The sequence below is a fragment of the Methylobacterium sp. J-067 genome, from assembly GCF_022829465.1.
Classification (GTDB): domain Bacteria; phylum Pseudomonadota; class Alphaproteobacteria; order Rhizobiales; family Beijerinckiaceae; genus Methylobacterium; species Methylobacterium litchii.
Map to the genome: position 1 here is coordinate 195,870 of NZ_JAKSXZ010000146.1, position 18,720 is coordinate 214,589.

19 protein-coding genes and 1 tRNA gene are annotated in these 18,720 nt (G+C 69.7%); 7 read left to right on the top strand and 13 right to left on the bottom strand.

Translation table 11 applies throughout. The annotated features are described in order from the left end of the window. Window positions 1-161: 161 nt before the first annotated feature. The 3 genes from metW to MKK52_RS24310 all read right to left on the bottom strand — a co-directional run bounded on the left by metW (window position 162) and on the right by MKK52_RS24310 (window position 2,322). Window positions 162-842: a methionine biosynthesis protein MetW gene (metW, locus tag MKK52_RS24300; RefSeq protein WP_243958843.1), complete on the bottom strand. Its 681-nt coding sequence runs from the start codon at window positions 840-842 to the stop codon at window positions 162-164. After that, entirely contained in the window at window positions 839-2,044 is a 1,206-nt protein-coding gene (locus MKK52_RS24305) for a homoserine O-acetyltransferase (protein ID WP_243958845.1), read from the bottom strand. Before MKK52_RS24305 ends, metW begins: the two co-directional genes overlap by 4 nt. A gap of 110 nt (window positions 2,045-2,154) precedes the next feature. Further along, window positions 2,155-2,322, bottom strand: a complete 168-nt coding sequence (locus MKK52_RS24310; RefSeq protein ID WP_243958847.1) for a hypothetical protein — start codon at window positions 2,320-2,322, stop codon at window positions 2,155-2,157. A gap of 273 nt (window positions 2,323-2,595) precedes the next feature. Here MKK52_RS24310 and MKK52_RS24315 point away from each other — a divergent pair, with 273 nt between their 5' ends. The 4 genes from MKK52_RS24315 to MKK52_RS24330 are packed head-to-tail and all read left to right on the top strand — an operon-like array spanning window position 2,596 to window position 5,203. Then, on the top strand, window positions 2,596-3,720 hold the full coding sequence (locus MKK52_RS24315) for a pyridoxal phosphate-dependent aminotransferase (protein ID WP_243958849.1): 1,125 nt from the start codon (window positions 2,596-2,598) through the stop codon (window positions 3,718-3,720). Beyond that, window positions 3,713-4,666 carry a prephenate/arogenate dehydrogenase family protein gene (locus MKK52_RS24320; RefSeq protein ID WP_243958851.1) on the top strand — a complete coding sequence of 318 codons (954 nt, stop codon included), beginning with the start codon at window positions 3,713-3,715 and terminating at the stop codon, window positions 4,664-4,666. Before MKK52_RS24315 ends, MKK52_RS24320 begins: the two co-directional genes overlap by 8 nt. Window positions 4,667-4,716: 50 nt before the next feature. Further along, entirely contained in the window at window positions 4,717-4,902 is a 186-nt protein-coding gene (locus MKK52_RS24325) for a hypothetical protein (RefSeq protein WP_243958853.1), read from the top strand. Further along, on the top strand, window positions 4,892-5,203 hold the full coding sequence (locus tag MKK52_RS24330; RefSeq protein WP_243958855.1) for a type II toxin-antitoxin system RelE/ParE family toxin: 312 nt from the start codon (window positions 4,892-4,894) through the stop codon (window positions 5,201-5,203). Before MKK52_RS24325 ends, MKK52_RS24330 begins: the two co-directional genes overlap by 11 nt. A gap of 8 nt (window positions 5,204-5,211) precedes the next feature. Here the strand turns inward: MKK52_RS24330 and MKK52_RS24335 are convergent, their stop codons facing one another. From MKK52_RS24335 to MKK52_RS24370, 8 genes are all read right to left on the bottom strand, one after another. Further along, window positions 5,212-6,324, bottom strand: coding sequence for a DUF2125 domain-containing protein (locus MKK52_RS24335; RefSeq protein WP_243958857.1), 1,113 nt, complete (start codon window positions 6,322-6,324; stop codon window positions 5,212-5,214). 86 nt (window positions 6,325-6,410) lie between these two features. After that, a complete protein-coding gene (locus MKK52_RS24340; RefSeq protein WP_243958859.1) occupies window positions 6,411-6,857 on the bottom strand; it encodes a hypothetical protein in 447 nt (148 codons plus the stop codon). 113 nt (window positions 6,858-6,970) lie between these two features. Next, entirely contained in the window at window positions 6,971-7,747 is a 777-nt protein-coding gene (locus tag MKK52_RS24345) for a lysophospholipid acyltransferase family protein (RefSeq protein ID WP_243958861.1), read from the bottom strand. A gap of 9 nt (window positions 7,748-7,756) precedes the next feature. Further along, window positions 7,757-8,263, bottom strand: coding sequence for a hypothetical protein (locus MKK52_RS24350; RefSeq protein ID WP_243958863.1), 507 nt, complete (start codon window positions 8,261-8,263; stop codon window positions 7,757-7,759). After that, a complete protein-coding gene (locus tag MKK52_RS24355) occupies window positions 8,263-11,469 on the bottom strand; it encodes an efflux RND transporter permease subunit (protein ID WP_243958865.1) in 3,207 nt (1,068 codons plus the stop codon). The genes MKK52_RS24350 and MKK52_RS24355 overlap by 1 nt, the downstream gene beginning before the upstream one ends. Before the next feature lie 58 nt (window positions 11,470-11,527). Beyond that, window positions 11,528-12,664, bottom strand: coding sequence for an efflux RND transporter periplasmic adaptor subunit (locus tag MKK52_RS24360; RefSeq protein ID WP_243958867.1), 1,137 nt, complete (start codon window positions 12,662-12,664; stop codon window positions 11,528-11,530). Window positions 12,665-12,770: 106 nt separating this feature from the next. After that, a complete protein-coding gene (locus MKK52_RS24365; protein WP_243958869.1) occupies window positions 12,771-13,091 on the bottom strand; it encodes a rhodanese-like domain-containing protein in 321 nt (106 codons plus the stop codon). 83 nt (window positions 13,092-13,174) lie between these two features. Beyond that, the gene (locus MKK52_RS24370) at window positions 13,175-14,458 is read right to left on the bottom strand and encodes a glycosyltransferase family 4 protein (RefSeq protein WP_409564751.1); all 1,284 of its coding nucleotides are present in this window, start codon (window positions 14,456-14,458) and stop codon (window positions 13,175-13,177) included. 186 nt (window positions 14,459-14,644) lie between these two features. Here MKK52_RS24370 and MKK52_RS24375 point away from each other — a divergent pair. The 3 genes from MKK52_RS24375 to MKK52_RS24385 all read left to right on the top strand — a co-directional run bounded on the left by MKK52_RS24375 (window position 14,645) and on the right by MKK52_RS24385 (window position 16,306). Next, window positions 14,645-14,722: transfer RNA gene (locus MKK52_RS24375), tRNA-Pro, on the top strand. Window positions 14,723-14,878: 156 nt separating this feature from the next. Further along, on the top strand, window positions 14,879-15,994 hold the full coding sequence (locus MKK52_RS24380; protein WP_243958872.1) for a helix-turn-helix domain-containing protein: 1,116 nt from the start codon (window positions 14,879-14,881) through the stop codon (window positions 15,992-15,994). Window positions 15,995-16,093: 99 nt separating this feature from the next. Further along, window positions 16,094-16,306 carry a hypothetical protein gene (locus MKK52_RS24385; protein WP_243958874.1) on the top strand — a complete coding sequence of 71 codons (213 nt, stop codon included), beginning with the start codon at window positions 16,094-16,096 and terminating at the stop codon, window positions 16,304-16,306. 3 nt (window positions 16,307-16,309) lie between these two features. Here MKK52_RS24385 and MKK52_RS24390 read toward each other — a convergent pair whose 3' ends face one another. Continuing rightward, window positions 16,310-17,665 carry an NAD(P)H-dependent oxidoreductase gene (locus MKK52_RS24390; protein ID WP_243958876.1) on the bottom strand — a complete coding sequence of 452 codons (1,356 nt, stop codon included), beginning with the start codon at window positions 17,663-17,665 and terminating at the stop codon, window positions 16,310-16,312. 66 nt (window positions 17,666-17,731) lie between these two features. Further along, window positions 17,732-18,652, bottom strand: a complete 921-nt coding sequence (locus tag MKK52_RS24395; protein ID WP_243958878.1) for a bestrophin family protein — start codon at window positions 18,650-18,652, stop codon at window positions 17,732-17,734. Window positions 18,653-18,720: the final 68 nt, after the last annotated feature.

Consider the following 18,720-nt stretch of genomic DNA (forward strand, 5'->3'; position numbering starts at 1 on the left):
GATGAGCGCTCCGCCACCCATCCGCGAAACAGGTTCGAACCACACCACGATTGGGCGGTCCGCTGCCCGAAATTTCTCTGTCATTGCGAGCGAAGCGAAGCAATCCAGGGAAACGCCGAGGCCAAATAGGTCCCGCTTCGCCCGCGGGAACGGCAAAGTTTTTACTTGTCCCGCCCCTGCTTGCTGAGCAGGAACACCCCCTGCGCGCCGAACAGGTTCCAGATCCACCACGGCAGGGCGAAGCGCATGGCCCGCCCCCGCGAGTCGAGGGCCGCCGCCGTCTCGATCCGGGCGCCGAGCAGCCGGCACAGGACGACGAAGTCGCGGATCGTGCAGTGGTGGATGTTGGCGGTCTCGTACCATGCATCCGGCATCAGGTCGGTCACGGGCATCCGCCCGCGCAGGGCGAGTTCGGTGCGCACCCGCCAATGCCCGAAATTCGGGAAGGAGATGATGACGTGCCGCCCGATGCGCAGCAGGTGCTCCAGCACCTCGCGCGGCTGGCGCGTCGCCTGGATGGTCTGCGACATCACCACCACGTCGAACGCCCCGTCGGGATAGTTCGCTAGGTCGGTGTCGGCATCGCCCTGGATCACCGGCAGGCCCTTCGCGAGGCAGGCGTTCACGCCTTCGCGGGACAGTTCGATACCGCGCCCGTCGATGCCGCTGCGGTCGCGCAGCAGGGCGAGGAGCGCGCCGTCGCCGCAGCCGATGTCGAGCACCCGCGCCCCAGCGGGCACGAGGTCGAGCATCAACAGGTGATCGACGCGGGCGCCGGTGTTCTCCCGGGGCAGCGCCTCGGTCGCCTCCCAGGGGCGGGCGTGCGGGGTTGCGCCGCTCACAGGCCGCGCGCCCTGGCCGCCGCGTCGATGAAGCCGCGCGCGGCGGCAAACATCGCCGGCTCGTCGAGGAGGAAGGCGTCGTGGCCCTTGTCAGTCTCGACCTCCACGAAGGCGACCGGCGCGGCCGCCGCGTTCAGGGCGTGGACGATGACCCGCGAATCAGCCGTGGGGAACAGCCAGTCCGAGGTGAAGGAGATCACGCAGAACCGCGTCGTCGTGCCCCGGAAGGCGTTGGCGAGCACGCCGCCATGGTCCGCCGCAAGGTCGAAATAGTCCATCGCACGGGTCAGGTAGAGGTAGGCGTTCGCGTCGAACCGCTCCACGAAGCTCAAGCCCTGGTGGCGCAGGTAGCTCTCGATCTGGAAGTCGGCGTTGAACGAGAAGGTCGGCGCCGAGCCGCCCTGGAAGCGGCGGCCGAACTTCCGGTGGAGCGCGGGCTCCGACAGGTAGGTGATGTGCGCGCCCATCCGCGCCACGCCGAGCCCCTTGGCGGGGCGCGTGCCCTCTTCGAGATAGCGCCCGTCCGCCCAGGCGGGATCGGCCATGATCGCCTGCCGCCCGACCTCATGGAAGGCGATGTTCTGCGCGGAGTGCCGGGCGCCCGTGGCGATGGGCATCGCGGCGAAGACCCGCTCGGGGTAGAGCGCCGCCCACTGCAGCACCTGCATCCCGCCCATCGAGCCGCCGATGCACAGGAACAGGCTGTCGATGCCGAGATGGTCGAGCAGCATCGCCTGCGCCCGGACCATGTCGCGAATGGTCATCAGCGGAAAGTCGAGCCCGTAGGGGCGGCCGGTCGCCGGGTCGATCGAAGCCGGGCCGGTCGTGCCCATGCACGAGCCGATGACGTTCGAGCAGATGACGAAGTAGCGGTCGGTGTCCACCGGCTTGCCGGGGCCGACCAGCGTCTCCCACCAGCCGGGCTTGCCGGTGAGCGGGTGGGTGTGCGCGAAATGCTGGTCGCCCGTCAGCGCATGGCAGATGAGCACGGCGTTCGAGCGGTCGGCGTTGAGGGTGCCCGCCGTCTGGTAGGCGATCTGGAACGGCGCGAGGCGCACCCCCGCATCCGTCAGGAGCGGCCTGTCGGGTCCGAAGCGCGCCACGGGGCTCTTCGGATCGAGGGATTGCGACGGCTCCGCGACGGGCGCGGCGTTCCGTTCGGGGGCGTCCGGCCGGGGGGCCGTATCCAGTCGGGTATCCATGTCCGGGTCTTCGGCGGCACCGCCGGCTACAAAACGCCCTGCGGCACAGGTCGGAGGTAATGGCCCGCTCCGGCAGCGTCAACGCGGATCGGCCGCCCTCCCCGGCCAGTTCAGCGGATGGCCACCGCGCAGGCGACGAAGACGAGGCCCGCCCCCGCCGCCGTGATGAATCCGTTAGCAATCGAGCCCGTATCCCCCCGGCGCAGCCGTAATTCAGCCGTCACCGAGACCAGGATTCCGAGCACGAAGAGCGCGCAGGGAAGAACATCATCCAGCATTGTTGGCGAACCCCGGTCGTTCCCGCCGCCTTTCGGACGGCCGGGTAAAGGGCATTACGGAATAACAACAGGCCGGATGATGGCCGGTGCCCCGCGACATTTGTTCCAGGTGCGGATCGGGTCCAAGTATCGGGCACAAGTAAAGCGCCGCCGGCCCGTTGCAGGGAGCGCTCGCGCCGGATGCATGTCGAGGAGCCGGCCCAGCTTCACCGTCCGGCGAAATGCTGTACAGGGACCGCATCGTCGCATCAGAACCGCCGACCGGCCTCGCCCATGTCCTCCGCCAAATCGCCTGCCCCCTCCCGCCCGGAACCGCGCCCCGGCGTCCTCGCGGTCGACCTCTACGTCCCCGGCAAGAGCGGGCGTCCGGGTCCGGGCAAGGTCCACAAGCTGTCCTCGAACGAGACACCGCTCGGGGCAAGCCCGGCCGCCATCGCCGCCCTGCACGAGGCGACCGCCAAGCTGGAGACCTACCCCGACGGGCGTGCGACCCATTTGCGCACGGCCATCGCGAAGAAGTTCGGCGTCGATCCGGAGCGGATCGTCTGCGGCGCGGGCTCGGACGAGCTGCTGTCGCTGCTGGCCTACGCCTATTGCGGCCCCGGCGCCGAGGGCATTTACTCGGAGCACGGCTTCCTCGTGTACCGGATCGCTATCCTGGCGTCGGGCGGCAACCCCGTCGTCGCGCCCGAGCGCGACCTGACGACCGACGTCGACGCCATCCTCGCCCGCGTCACCGAGCGCACGCGGATCGTCTACGTGACGAACCCCAACAACCCGACCGGCACCTACCTGCCGTTCAGCGAGATCCGCCGGCTCCACGCGGCCCTGCCCGCGCACGTGCTCCTCGTCATCGACGGCGCCTACGCCGAATACGTGCGGGCGAACGACTACACGGCCGGGCTCGAACTGGCGCTCGAGGCCGAGAACGTCGTGATGACGCGGACCTTCTCGAAGATCTATGGCCTCGCCGCCGTCCGGATCGGCTGGATGCTCGCACCGGCCCATGTCGCCGACGCTGTGAACCGCATCCGGGGTCCGTTCAACGTCTCGGGCCCCGCCATCGCGGCGGGCGCGGCGGCCATCGCCGACGAGGCGCACACCGCCGCCGCCGCCGCGCACAACGCCGAGTGGCTGCCGCGGCTCATCGACGGCGCGCGGGCGCTCGGCCTCACCGTAACGCCGAGCGTGGCGAACTTCGTGCTGATCCACTTCCCCGACGAGCCGGGCCGCTCGGCGGAGGACGCGGATGCGTTCCTGACCGAGCGTGGGCTCATCACCCGCCGCGTCACGGCCTACGGCCTGCCCAACGCCCTGCGGGTGACGGTGGCGGGTGCCGAGGCCAACACCGCCTTCCTCGCGGCGCTCGGCGAGTTCGTGCGGGGCACCCGTGCCTGAGACCCCGCCCGCCCCGCCCCCCTTCGACCGGATCGCCATCGTCGGCCTCGGGCTGATCGGCTCCTCCATCGCCCGCGCCGCCCGGCGCTACGGGCTCGCACGGGAGATCGTCGCCGTCGATGCCGACGCGGCCGTGCGCGAGCGGGTGCGCGAACTCGCCATCGCCGACGCCGTGACCGGCGACCTCGCCGAGGGCGCGCGCGGCACGGACCTCGTGGTGCTGTGCGTGCCCGTGGGCGCGATGGGGCCTGTCGCCGAGGCGATGGCGCCGCACCTGAAGCCCGGCGCCGTGGTCTCGGATGTCGGCTCCGTGAAGGGCTCGGTGGTGGCCGCGATCCAGTCGCACCTGCCCGAGGGCGTCCATCTGGTGCCCGGCCACCCCATCGCGGGCACGGAATATTCCGGGCCGGATGCCGGCTTCTCGACCCTGTTCGCCGGGCGCTGGTGCATCCTCACCCCGCCGGAGGGCACGCCGGACGCGGCGGCCGCGCGCGTCCGCGCCCTGTGGGAGGGCATGGGGGCGCTGGTCGAGACGATGAGCCCCGAGCACCACGACCTCGTGCTCGCCATCACCAGCCACGTGCCGCATCTGATCGCCTACAACATCGTCGGCACCGCCGCCGACCTGGAAGCGGTGACGCAATCCGAGGTGATCAAGTTCTCGGCCAGCGGCTTTCGCGACTTCACCCGCATCGCCGCCTCCGACCCGACGATGTGGCGCGACATCTTCCTGAACAACCGCGACGCGGTGCTGGAAATGCTCGGCCGCTTTAACGAGGACCTCGCGGCGCTCGCCAAGGCTGTGCGCTGGGGCGACGGCGACGCCCTGCACGCGATGTTCACCCGCACCCGCGCCATCCGCCGCAGCATCGTCGCGCTGGGCCAGGATACGGCGGCCCCGGATTTCGGCAGGCCTCGCCCGGCAGAGGATGAGGCCAAGGCGTGACATTTGCCGGCGCGGACGTAGACTGGCGCCAAGCGAGGGAGTTCGCTCCGATGCATGTCAGCAAGCCTGAAGATGCGCCTATCGACTGGGAGACGTCCGAGTTCGACGCGTATCTCCGTGCAAAGGTGCAGGAAGCGCTCGACGATCCCCGACCGACGATCCCGGCCGAAGAAGTTTTTGCCAGATTGCGGGCTTACCACGCAGAGCGGTTGAAAGCCGCCGTCGGTGACGCGTAGGGTCGAATTCTCTCCGCTCGCCGAGGCAGACCTTATCAACTTATACAACTATATCGCGACTAATTCCGGTGCGGTGCGCGCAGACCGCTATATCCAACGAATTCAGCGCCTCTGCCTTGGCCTCTCGGAATTTCCCGAGCGGGGCACTCCACGCCCGGATCTCGTCCCTGGCGTCCGCACCTTATCGATGGATCGACGTGTCCTAGTCGCCTTCACCGTAATGGAAGATCTCGTTCTGATCCTTCGCATCCTCTATGGCGGGCGGAACCTGTCGACAGCGGATGTACCGACGCTCCATTGAGCGACTGCTCAATACAACGGCGGCACCCGCACGTTCGGGATCGGGAAGCCGCTGAACAGCACCTGCCCGTTCACGAGCTTGAGCGGCGGCAGCGGCTTCAGCGGCGGGCCGGAGCCGGCGGGGGCTTCCTCCGCGCGAGGGGCGCCACGACCGAGGCCGAGCAGACCGCCGACGAGCTGGCCGACCAGCGCCCCCTTCTCCGAGCCGAAACGCTGCCCCACGACGCTGCCGATCAGCGCATCGACGCCGGCCGCGCGGAGGTCGATCTGCCCGGTGGGGCGGTGGGCTTCGTCCAGGGCGACCTGACCACGGGCCTGGATGCGCTGGTCGCCCTTGGCGAGGGACAGGGCGCCGATCTCCAGCATCCCGCCGGCCTGCCACCACTTCTCCAATTCGCGCGGCACCGCCCCCGTGCCGATCACCGTCGCGCGGGTGATCGTGGTGTCGAGGGAGGCGTCCACCGGCGCGGCGCTGCCGGTCACGGCGTCAAGGTTCGGGATTGCGGCCTGAGCGAGTTGCAGGTTCACCTCGACGGCGCCGTCCGTCTCGTAGCGGGCGGGCGAGGGCCGGGCGTGCAGTTCGAGGTGCTTGCCCTGCACGGTGATCGGCTGCGGCTCGGCGCCCGCGACGCTCACCTTCGGCACGTCCACCACCAGGGAGAGGCGGGTGAAGCCCTCGCTCGCGCTGTGGAAGCTGCCCTGCAGCGCGCTCCACGACGCGTCACCCGTGAGGGCGCCCTGCTCGGCGTGGAACGGCCCCTGGCTCTCGAACAGGACGAGGCGGGGCTGGTAGATCTGCGCCACCACCGTCGTCGGGCCCAGGCGGAAGCTGCCGTCGGAGCGGGTGAGCGTCAGCGCGATGCAGCGCAGTTCGATGCGGAACGGATAGCCGGTGAGGCTGCGGTCTTGGCAAGCCCATGTCCGCCCTGCGGCGGCCTCGCGGGCCATCCAGGCGTCCAGCTCGTGCTCGGTCTTGCCGCGGATCCAGAACCACGCACCGGACCACGCCGCCACGAGGATGGCCAGGGCGACGTAGGGCAGGAACAACCCGAGCCGCCCGCGCCGCCGGGTGCGCGCGATGTCGCTCGCGGGCCCGTTGCGGCCGTCCATCCCCTGCGTCATGCGCGCCGTTCCCCAAGGACCGTATCGTCTGGCCCGCGGCCCTATCCTGGTGGAATGCGGCAGCGCAAGGGCCGTCCCGCCGCCGGTCAGACCTGACGGGGCTCGGCTGTCTCGGGGCGGAGATCGTCCACGATGGCGCCGCGCTCGCCCTCGTCCTCGGCCAGACGATGGATGTGAAGCTCCGTCGCGCCGCTGCGGCGGGCGCGGTCGAGCCAGACCCGGCGCAGGTGCTCGCGCGGGCTCTCGCCCGAACTCGCCACTGAGACCATCTGCGCGATGCCAGACGAATCGCGGCGCACGGCGATGGTCACCGATTCGGACATCTCCTCGGGGTCGAACTCCACCGCCGGGTGGACGCCAACGACGTAGCGGCGGCCAGACCGCCCGCGCCACGCCGACAGCGCGAGCGCCGGGGAGCCGCGCAGGCCCTGGGCCGTTCTCAAGCGTTCCTCACGCACGTCCTGCCTCCGTAAGCGATCGTCCTTCAGGTCGCGGAGCGCGGCCGACCAGGACAGGGCCCGTCTGTTCGTCATTTGTTCTCAATTAGAACGTGTTTTCCACAGACGTCAAGGACGCTGTGGCCATGATGGAAAGATGGGTGTCGGGAGAGTTATCCACAAGGCCGAGAGGCCCTGCGGCAGCCGTCTCAGCGTCGCGGCGCGGCGGCTGGAGTCTCATGCGACGAGACCGTGTAACCCGCTCCGGCCAGGTCCTTCAGGCCGCTTCCCATCAGGGCGTTCGAGGCGGCTTCGATCCGCTCCTCGATCAGGGCCTGGAACTCCGCGCGGGGCAGGCCGGGGGCGATGGGCGGCAGGATGTCGATGATCGCCTTGCCGGGCCGGCGCACGAAGCTGTTGCGCGACCAGAACAGGCCGGTGTTCAGGGCGATCGGCACGCAGGGCACGTTCAGCGCCGTGTAGAGATGGGAGATGCCCTGCTTGTAGGCGGGGAGCGCCCCCGGCGCCCGGCGGGTGCCTTCGGGGAAGACGATGAGTTGCGCCCCGTCCTTGATGGCGGCGGCGGCGGCGGAGTTCATCAGGCTCATCGCCCGCGTGCCCTTGGAGCGGTCGATGGCCACCATGCCGCCCCGCGCGAAGAACCAGCCGACCAGCGGGATCAGGAGCAGCTCGCGCTTCAGCACGTAGGCGAAGCGCGGGAACACCGTGCAGAGGGCCAGGGTCTCCAGCGCCGATTGGTGCTTGGCCGCGATCAGGATCGGCCCGGCGGGGATGTTCTCCAGCCCCCGGATCTCGACCTCGGTGCGCGCGACGACCCGTAGGAACCAGAGGGTGATCCGGCCCCAGAGCCGGGCGACCCGCAGCACGCCGGGACGGGTGGCCAACGCCGGCAGGCCGACGATCGCGACCATCGTCGTCGTGAGGTAGAAACAGAGGTTGAAGGCGAGGGAGCGCAGCGCGAGCATCGCCCTCCTTTAGCGCGGCCCCTGCCCGGCTTCCAAGGGTGCGTTTCTGGCGCTGCGCCCGGCGACGAGCCAGTAGACCAGCCCGGCGCAACCGCCGACGACAAACAGGATGAGGGTCAGCCGCGCCTCGGCGGCGGCGAGGCCAGCGGCGCCGGGCCGGGGCGCACCGCGCACCAGCCAGGGCAGCGCCGCCGTGAGCAGGCCGCAGCCGCCGCCGTACCAGAGAAGGCCCCGCCGCCCCAGCGCCTCGCCCGTCACGCCGACGAGGGCGGGCGGCACGAAGAGCAGCACGAACAGCGCCTTCGCGAGCCCCGCCATGAGCAGGAGGAAGCCCTCCGGCGGGAGTCCGGCGGCAAGGTCGCTGAAGGCGGCGTCGAAGCCAGCGAGCGCGCCCTGCGTCAGCCACGCATTCGCCCCCGGATCGAGCAGGAGGGCCAGCATCAACGCGAGGCTCCCCGCGACGACCGCGAGGAGCAGGGCGAAACCGCCGAGGAGGATGCGGCCGAGGAGCCGCATCAGGTGTGGGCGGGCGTGGCCCCTCCCGTCCCGTGATCGCCATGGTCGGTCTTCTTGCGACGGAAGCTGCCGAGCCAGATCGAGAAGTGGCGGATCACCACGTAGAAGACCGGCGTCAGGAACAGGCCGAAGAAGGTCGCGCCGATCATCCCGAAGAACACCGCCGTTCCGAGCGCCTGACGCATCTCGGCGCCGGGGCCGGTCGCGATCACCAGCGGCAGGGTACCGAGGATGAAGGCGAAGGCGGTCATCAGGATCGGCCGCAGGCGCAGGCGGCAGGCTTCCACCGCCGCATCGACCGGCCCGCGATGCTCACGCTGCTCGATGTCGTGGGCGAATTCCACGATCAGGATGGCGTTCTTGGCCGCGAGGCCGATGAGCACGATCAGGCCGATCTGGGTCAGGATGTTGTTGTCCTGCCCCCGGAACTGCACGCCGCCCAAAGCCGCGAGCACGCCCGTCGGCACCACCAGCAGGATCGCAAGCGGCAAGGCCCACGATTCGTACTGCGCCGCCAACACGAGGAAGACGAGGAGCACGCCCAGCGCGAACACGAGCCCGGCGGTGCCGCTCGCGGCCTTCTGTTGGTAAGCGATCTCCGTCCAGTCGTAGGCGTAGCCGTCGGGGAGGGCCTTCTTGGCGATCTCCTCCATGGCGGTCAGCGCCTGGCCGGTCGAGACGCCGGGCTTGGCCACGCCCTGCACGGGGACCGAGTAGTACAGGTTGAACCGCTGCACGATCTGCGGGCCGGTGACGTCGCGGACCGAGGCGAGGGTGCCCATCGGCACCAGGGCGCCGGTGGAGGAGCGCACCTTGATCTGGGAGATGTCCTGGATCGAGGTTCGGAACGCCGCATCGCCCTGCAACCGTACCTGATAGATGCGGCCCAGCGTGTTGAAGTCGTTCACGTAGGTGCCGCCGAGGTCGGCCTGGACCGACGAGAACACGTTGGCGAGCGGCACGTTCAGCATCCGCGCGATGGTGCGGTCGATGTCCAGGAACAGCTGCGGCGTCGAGTTGTCGAAGGTGGTAAAGACGCGTTGCACGTCGGAACTCTGGTTGGCCTGGGCGATCAGTTGCCCGGCCGCGGCCATGAGCGGACCGATCTCCGAGGATTGGCGGCTCTCCACCTGCATCTTGAAGCCGCCGCCGTTGCCGAGGCCGCGCACCGGGGGCGGCGGGATCACGATCACCCGCGCTTCCTGGATGTTCGAGGTCGCCTTCAGCACCTCGCCGGTGATCACGCCGGCACTGCGCCCCTCGGCCGCGCGCTCCTTCGCCCCCGTGAGGGTGAGGAACATCACGCCCGCGTTGGTGGTGTTGGTAAAGGTTGCCCCGTCGAAGCCGGCGATGATCACCGCGTTGGCCACGCCCTTCACGGTCCGCGCCTGCTTGGCAGCGCGCAGGATCACGTCGGTGGTCCGGTCGAGGGAGGAGCCGGACGGCAACTGGACGACGCCGATCAGGTAGCCCTGATCCTGATCGGGAATGAAGCCCGTGGGCGTGCTGTTCGCCAGGTGCAGCGTGCCGGCGATCACGGCGGCGTAGACCAGCAGCATCACCCCGAGGCCGACGACGCCGCCCGTGAGCATCCGGACCACCCGGCCGTAGGCGTTCGAGGTGGCGTCGAAGGCGCGGTTGAAGCCGTTCGCCAGCCAATTCACGAACCGCGTCAGGAAGAAGCGCGGTTTGGCGTGCTCGTGGTGAGGCTTCAGCAGCAGCTTGCAGAGGGCCGGCGAGAGGGTCAGCGAGTTGAAGGCCGAGATCAGCGTCGAGGCGGCGATGGTCAGGGCGAACTGCTTGTAGAACTGGCCGGAGATACCGGGGATGAAGGCGGTGGGCACGAACACCGCCGCCAGGACCAGGGCGATGGCGATGACCGCGCCGCCCACCTCGTCCATGGTCTTGTGCGCGGCATCGCCGGGAGAGAGCCCCTCGGCCATGTTGCGCTCGACGTTCTCCACGACGACGATGGCGTCGTCCACCACGATGCCGATGGCGAGCACCAGCCCGAACAGGGTGAGGTTGTTGAGCGAGAATCCGAAGGCCGCCATGGCCGCGAAGGTGCCGATGAGCGACACGGGGATGGCGATCACAGGAATCAACGCCGTCCGCCAGCTCTGGAGGAAGACGAGCACCACGATCACGACGAGGCCCACCGCCTCGAACAGGGTCTTGTAGACCTCCTGGATCGATTCCTCGATGAACTCCGTCGGGTTGTAGGCGATGCGGTACTCGACGTCCGGCGGGAAGTTCTTCTTGACGACCTCCATCACCTTCTTGACCGAGGCGGCGGCGTCCAGCGCGTTGGTGCCCGGCCGCTGGAAGGCGCCGATGCCCACGGCCGGCGTGTCGTTCAGGAACGAGTTGGTCGTGTAGTCCTTCTGGCCCATCTCGACGCGGGCGATGTCCTTCACCCGCACGAGGCGCCCGTTCTGCGCCTTGATGATGACGTCGGCGAACTCCTCCGGCGTCTTGAAGCGCGCCTGCGACTGCACGACGAGCTGGAAGGCGGCTGAGGACGAGGCGGGCGGCGAGTTGAGGGCGCCCGCCGCGACCTGGACGTTCTGCTCCTGCAGCGCCGTCGTCACGTCGGTGACGGAGAGGCCATAGGCGGCGAGCTTGTTCGGATCGACCCAGACGCGCTCGGCGTACTCGTTACCACCGAAGATCGTGATGTCGCCCACGCCGTCGAGGCGCAGCAGCTCGTCGCGGATGTTCAGGTAGATGTAGTTGGCGAGGTAGTTCTGGTCGTAGGTCTTGTTCGGCGAGAGCAGGTGCACGACCAGCATCAGGTCGGGCGAGGCCTTGCGCACGGTGACGCCGAGGTTGCGCACGTCCGGCGGCAGGCGCGGCTGCGCCACCGAGAGGCGGTTCTGCACCAGCACGTTCGCGATATCGAGGTTGGTGCCGACCTTGAAGGTCACGGTCAGCAGCATGTTGCCGTCGTTGGTCGACAACGACGTCATGTAGAGCATGTTGTCGACGCCGTTGACCTCCTGCTCGATCGGGGTCGCGATGGTCGCGGCCACGGTCTCGGCGTTGGCGCCCGGATAGGAGGCGCGCACGGTCACGGTCGGCGGGACGATCTCGGGATATTGCGAGACCGGCAGCGTCTCGTAGGCGACGAAGCCCAGGATCAGGAAGACGATCGACGTGACGGACGCGAAGATCGGCCGGTCGACGAAGAAGTGGGCGAAACGCATCGGTCGAACCTCATGGAGAAGCAGCGGCCCTTGCGGGCCCGCGGCGCCTCGTCCCGTTTCAGGTCTTGCTCGGCGGCAGTTCGGTGGTCTCCGGCGCGACCTTCACGCCGGGGCGGACCCGGGTCAGGCCGTTCACCACCACCTGCTCGTCGCCCTTCAGGCCGTCCTGGATCACCCGGTAGCCGTCGACCTTCGGCCCGAGCTTCACGTCCCGCTGCTGGATCACGTCGTCCGGCCCCAGGACATAGACGATCCGCTTGTCCTGGTTGGCGGCCACGGCCTCGTCGGGCAGCAGCACGCCCTGGGCGGGCTTCGTCGCCGGCATCGAAACGATGCCGAACAGGCCGGGCTTGATGAACTTGTCGGCGTTCTCGACGGTCGCGCGCAGCAGCACCGTGCCGGTGGCGGTGTCGACGCGGTTGTCCACGAAGTCCAGCGTGCCCTTGCGGGTCGGCTTCGCCTCGCCCGAGAGGGCGATCAGGATCGGCACGCCCTTGCCCCGCTGGGTCTGACCCATGCCGATGCCGAGCGAGCTTTGGTACTTCAGGAACGACTTCTCATCGACGGTGAAGCTGAAGTAGATCGGGTCGAGGGACACTATGGTCGTCAGCATCGTCTGGTCGGTGATGACGATGTTGCCCTCGGTGACCAGACGCTGGCTGATCCGGCCGTCGATCGGCGACTTCACCTCGGTGAAGTTGAAGTTGAGCTGGGCGTTGTCGAGGGCAGCCTGGGCGCTGTCGACATCGGCCTGCGCGGTCAGCGACGCCTGCCGCCGCTGGTCGGTGACCTGCTCGGAGATGTTGCCGCTGCGCGAGAGCGTCTGGGCGCGCTCGAGATCCGTGACGGAGAAGTTCTGCCGCGCCTTGGCCGAGGAGAGCGCCGCCTGCGCCTGCTCCAAGGCCGCCTTGTAGGGCCGCCGGTCGATGACGAAGAGCACGTCGCCCTTCTTCACCGTCTGGCCGTCCATGAAGTTGATTTTCTCCAGGTAGCCGGTGACGCGGGCCCGGACCTCGACGAATTCCACCGGGTCGAAGCGGCCGGTATACTGGTCCTTCTCCACGATCTCGCGGACGACGGGCTTAGCCACCGTCACCTTCGGCGGGGGGCCGCCCGGTGCTTGGGCGAGGGCGGACGTCGCTGCCGCGGCGAAGCCGACGAAAAGCGAGAGAGTGCGTGCGAGCCGGCTGCGCATCGTTCTTTTGGGGTCCCTTGGCAATGGCGCGCTACTCCCGCGCCGGCCAAAACGCCTGTGCGCGACCACACATCACGGTGTTCGCAGCACGGACGTTCAGGAAACTCTAGGCGATATCCTCGCCCGCCGAATACCAATCCTTGAAACCACCCCGATAGTGTTCGGAGAGATCGAGTCCCGCCCTCTGCGCCACGGCCATGGCCTGCACGGAGCGGACGCCCGCCGCGCAGGACAGGACGGGCCTGCGCCCATCGGTCCGCACCAGTTCGGCGAGGGCGGCGGGGTCGAAGTCCGAGAGGGGATGCGAGACGCTGCCGGGAATGTGCCCCGCCTCGTATTCGTGCGACTCGCGTACGTCGATCACCAGGATCGACCCATCCGCGAGACCCTGTTTGACCGTCTCGCGATCGAGGTCGACCACCTTCATCCGACGTCGCTCCCCCGCGTCTCATCCGTGACGCTGACGCTTTTCCATATTCGTCAGGGGCCGGCGACGCAACTCGCGCGGCGTCACAGGGCGGCCAGGGTCGGCCCCACCGCCGCGAAGTGTGCCGACCAATCTGGCGGCCGGTATCCGACGAGGCGGGCGGCGAGATCCGCGCGGAGGGGCGAGTCCGCCTCCATCAGGCGCTCCACCGACGCCAGCCAGCCCGGCCCGTCGAGGGGATCGTGGAATTGGGCGAGGCCCTCCGCAATCTCCCGGTGGGCCGGGATGTCGGAGGCGACGACCGGCAGCCCTGAAGCGGCGGCCTCGACCACCGGGATGCCGTAGCCCTCGGTGAAGGAGGGCATCAGCAGGGCCGTGCAGGATCGCATCAGCGCCGCGAGGCCGTGGGTCGAGAGGCCGGAGGCCTCGATGACATGCGCCGTCACGCCGGGGCAGCGTTCCAGCATGTCGATGGCGCTCTCAGCCTCCCAGCCCCGCCGCCCGACCACGACGAGCCGAGGCGTCGCCGCCCCGTGCCGCTCGGCCAGCACCCGCCAGAGCTGGAACAGCAGGAGGTGATTCTTGCGCGATTCGATGGTGCCGCAGGCGAGGAAGGTCGGCCGGGGCGGATGCAGGCGCGGCCCCTCCCGCCCGAAGGCCGGCTCGACGCCGAGATGCCCCACCGCCACGGGCGGGCGCGGGAAGCGCCACGCATCGAGGAGGGCGAGCGTGCGCCGGCCCGTATCCTCGGAATTGACGAGGATCGCCGCCGCGTGCCGCCCCACGGTGCGCATCCTGACCTCGTGCCGGGCGGCCTCGCCCACGCGGCCGTATTCGGGATGGCTGATCGGGATGACGTCGTGGACGAAGAAGGCCGCCCGCACGTCCCGCCGGTCGTAGAGCCAGTCGAACCGGCCGGGCTTGTCGAGCCGCAGATGCGAGGTGTGGAGATAGAGGCTGTCGCGCGGCAGGGCCGCGATGGGCCGGGACCGGGCGAGGATCCGCGCCACGGTGCGGGCCTGGATGAGCCGCCGGTCCCGGGCGGCGGAGCCCGGCTTGCCGGCCGGTTCCCGCGCCTCGCCCGGCACCGGGGCCCCGAGGCGCGCGGCGAGCCGTCGATAGGCGGGATCCTCGTCCGCCGGGCGGTCCTCGATCCAGCCCGCCTCCACCGCCGCCACGATGGACAGCGCCTCCTCGCGCGAGAGCACGCGGGGGCCAACCGCCGTGGAGACGACGCCGACGCTCTTTTCTCGATGACCGAGGAATGCGTGCGCGTAGGCGAGATCGACCCGGTCGATCCCGGACGGACTCGCGTGCCGCAGCCGGGTGACGAGGCGGGTGAGGTCGAAGGCGGTCGGGCGCTGGATCGTCACGATGAAGGCGTGGTCTCGCGTGCCGGGGGTGTGGGCCCCTGCCTACAAGCCCCGGCGGCGCGGGACCAGCGCCGGGGGTGCCCTCCGGGCCACCGGGTGTGGCCGATACGCCGTCCCATGCATTTCAGGGCTTGCCTTGCCGGGCGCGGAGACGCTAAGAGCGCGGACCCTTCGGGGCGTCGGAGTGTAGCGCAGCCCGGTTAGCGCACTAGTCTGGGGGACTAGGGGTCGTGGGTTCGAATCCCGCCACTCCGACCATCGATCCGCCCGAGGGGCGGGAGTGACAGGCGGCCTTAGGCCGCCTTTCTCGTTTTCGGCCCCCAACATCGGACGGCCTGCCAGTAGCCAAGCCGCCAACGCTCGGCCATGACTGGCCTTCCGCCGGAGGGGCGGCAGGCGGGATCGGGCAGGGGCATGGCCAGGGAACCGGGGCCGTCGTCGCGGAACAGGTCGGTCGTCGACGCCGATTCCGTCAGGGTCAGCGATCTCGTTCCGCGTTTCGGCTTCCTGGCCGAATCCCTGTCGCCCGAGGACAATGCCGGCGTGTGGCGCGAGGCGGTGGGCACACTCTTCGACGTCGAGGACCTGGCGCTGGGCGAGCCCGGCCCGTTCCGCGCCGACCTCACCAGCTTCGCCCTCGGGTCGGTGCTCCTCGGCACGACGCGGGCGAGCGGCCAGCGCTTCCGCCGGACGGTCGACACCATCGCGCGCAGCAACGTCGATCACATCATCCTGCAACTCTACGTCCGTGGCGGCTTCGAGGGCGTCGCCGGCCAGCGGGCGATGCGGGTGCAGCCCGGCGACATCTGCCTGTTCGACCTCGCCCAGACCCTCGACACGCGGGCGAGCGCCTTCGAGAACGTGACGATGGTGATCCCCCGCCCCAAGCTGGCGGCCTACCTGCCGAGCCTCGAAGCGCTGCACGGGCTGGTCATCCCGGGGACGGAGGTCGCGGGGGCGCTGATCGGGCGCCATCTCCAGGCCCTGCTGGAGGTCGCCCCCTCCATGATGCAGACCGAGTGCGAGATGGCCGTGGAGGCCTCCATCGGCCTCATCACCGCCTGCCTGCGCGCCGAGTTGCAGCGCGCCGACCAGGGCGGCGGCACCGCCGGGGAAGGCGACCGGCTCATCCGCATCAAGCAGCATATCGAGGCGCGCCTCGGCGATGCCGACTTGTCGGGCGAGAGCATCCTGCGCCAGCTCGGCCTGTCGCGCTCGGTGCTCTACCGGCTCTTCGCCCCGCACGGGGGCGTCGAGGCCTATATCCGCAGCCGCCGCCTGCACCGGGCCTTCTTCGATCTCACCGCGCCCGGCGCGCGGGCGAAAGATGTGGCTGGGCGCTGGCAATTGGGCGCGGAGGCGAGCTTCCACCGCGCCTTCAAGGCGGCCTACGGCATCACCCCCAAGATGGCCCGCGCGGTGGCGCAACTGCCCCGCAGCGCCAGCCCCGACGACCCGCAGACGCCGCGCTCGGTGCTGTCCCGCTGGATGCGGGGCATGGCCGCGCCGTACGGCCGTTCGACAAATTAAGACAGCAATTTTTATGTATTAACCTCAGTTTCGTTGATAATGAACAATGGTATAAGGTGATCGTTGAAAGGTATCGGCAGCACACAACCGGTGAAGCCCATGCCTCATTCGATCTTCATCCGCGAACGGAAGGCTGAAACCACGCGGCCTCCCGAACTGATCGCCTACGACATCGACAGCGTGTCGCTGGCGAACCGCCTCGTGCGGCGGCTCGCCAAGTCCTTCCGGGCCAACGGGCACGATCCCGAGACCGGGCGCCGCTGGTTCCGGACGAAGCGCAGCGTGTTCGACATCTATCGCTGGCAGCAATAGCGCTCAGGCCACGCCGAGTTCGGCGCGGAACAGGGCCTCCATGTCCCGGCGGACGCGGATCGCCTCCTGGCCCTCGTCGAAGCTCACGTCGCTCCAGCGCACGGGGCGCCCCGCCGGGACGTCGTTCCGCAGCACCATGTTGTGGGCGAGGCCGATCGGCAGGGCGTCCTGCGCCAGGGCGTCGGCGGCGGGCATCAGCTTGCCGTAGACGGTGAAGCCGCCCTCGCCGTCGAGCCTCTCGCCAGCCTTCAGGGCGCGCTTGGCGGTGGCGGCGACGTCGCCGCGCCATGCGGTGGTGGCGCCCGTCGCCTCGCCCCGGATCGCGATGGAGGCGACCGAAATGCCGAGTTCCAGCCCGATCAGGTGATAGGGCTTGTAGGTGGCGGCGTAGCGGCCGGTGCTGTCGGTCTTCAGGCCGTATTGCGCGAAGCACTCCGCGACGTAGCGGCTCGGCGCCTCGAACACCGCGTAGACGCCCCAGCGCAGGTCGCGGAACACCGGGCGCCCGTCGCGCTCCAAGGACGAGACCACCTCCACCGTGCCCTTGTCGGCGAGGATGCCGCCGTCGGAGACCGGCCGCAGCAGGGTCGGCAGGTCGTCCACGCCGCAGGCCGGGAAGGCGAGGCCGTCGCGCGGGGGCGTGAGGCCGCAGGCATTGGCGACCGCCGCCATCTCCAGCGCCGACTTAGTGCCGTCCAAGAAAGAATTGAACATCTGCCGGTTGAAGTCGCCGCCGGCCACCTGCTCGTCGGTGAAGCCGTAATGGCCCCAGACCGTGTCGGGGGTGGAGGCGTGATAGACCGGCAGGTACTTCGTGCCCTTGCCGGCGCAGACGACTTCGAGCCCGATGGTGCGCGCCCAATCGACCAGTTCGGCGATGAGCGCGGGCTGGTCGCCGGAGGCCATGCTGTAGAGGATGCCCGCCTCTGCGGCCTTCCGCGCGAGGTAGGGGCCGGCAAGCACATCCGCCTCGACGTTGACCATCACCACATGCTTGCGGTGCTCACAGGCCTTCAGGACGTGGTGGATGCCCGCCGCCGGGCTGCCGGTGGCGTCGATGACGATGTCGATGAACGGGCTGGCGATCATCCCGTCCGCGTCGTCGGTCACGCAGGTCGTGCCATCGCGGGACGCCTGCTCGAGGGTGGCGGCGCCGAAGCGCTCGTCGGCCCAGCCCACCCGGCGCAGGGAGTCCATGGCGCGCGGCGGCGAGAGGTCGGCCACCGCGACGAGGTGGATGCCGGGGGTGCGCGGCGCCTGCGAGAGATACATCGAGCCGAACTTGCCGGCCCCGATCAGCCCCACGCGGACGGGCCGCTTCTCCTGCGCGCGACGCTGCAACTGCGCGAACAACGACATGGCCTGTCCTCCCGAATTTTTGCCGAACGGTGCAGCACGATCCGGGACGGGGAGCAAGACCGCCGGTCAGCGCAACCAGTAACGGTCGGCCGCCATCGGGGGCGGGAGGGGGTCGCCCAGGGCGTCGAGGATTGTGCGCTCGACGGTGCGCAGCATCGCGTCGAGGGGCAGGTCGTTCGGCGCCGTGCCGAAGGGCTCTTCCAGCTCGTCGCCGAGGGCATCGAGGCCGAAGAACGTGTAGGCGACCAGCGCCACGGCGAAAGGCGTCGCCCAGCCCAGCGAGCCGGACAGCCCCACCGGCAGGAACAGGCAGTAGAGCCACGCCGTCCGGTAGACGAGGAGCGTGTAGGCGAAGGGCACCGGCGTGTGGCGGATGCGCTCGCAGGCGGTCTGGATCGCGCAGAGGTCCGAGACCTTCCGTTCGAGCAGGCCGAACAGCACGTCGGTGATCGCCCCCGCCCGCATCGCCGCCGCGAGGTCGCCGAGGAGCGGCCGGAGGGTGGCGTCCACCGGGCTTGGCCGCTCACGCAGGGCGGCGGCCTCGTCCTCGCTCAGCCATGCGGCGGCGGCCCGCGCCTCGTCCCCGTCGCGGAGGGAGGCATGGAGGGCGCTGGTGAAGGCGATCACCCGCAGTAGGCTTGCCCGGCGCAGGGCGGCGTGCGCCTCCCCCGGCAGCAACGCGGGGATGGTGCGCGCGAGCCCCCGCGTCTCCACGATGAGCGCGCCCCAGACCTTCCGCGCCTCCCACCAGCGGTCGTAGCAGGCGTTGTTGCGGAAGCTCAGGAAGATCGACAGGGCGAGGCCGATCAGCGTGAACGGCCCGACCCCGGCGGTGACGGGAAAGGCCCAGGGCCAGCGCTGCTCGGCCGCGACGACCACCACCGAGAAGGCGGTGATCCCGATCACCGTCGGCGCCACCTGCGGCAGGATCGAGCCGCGCAGGGCGAACAGGACGGTGATGAGCGTGGGGCGGGGGCGGACGATCATGCCCGCTCTGTGCCATGGGCGCGGGCGCTTGGCAGCCTCTTCCGCAGAGGAAGCGATTGTGCGCCGCG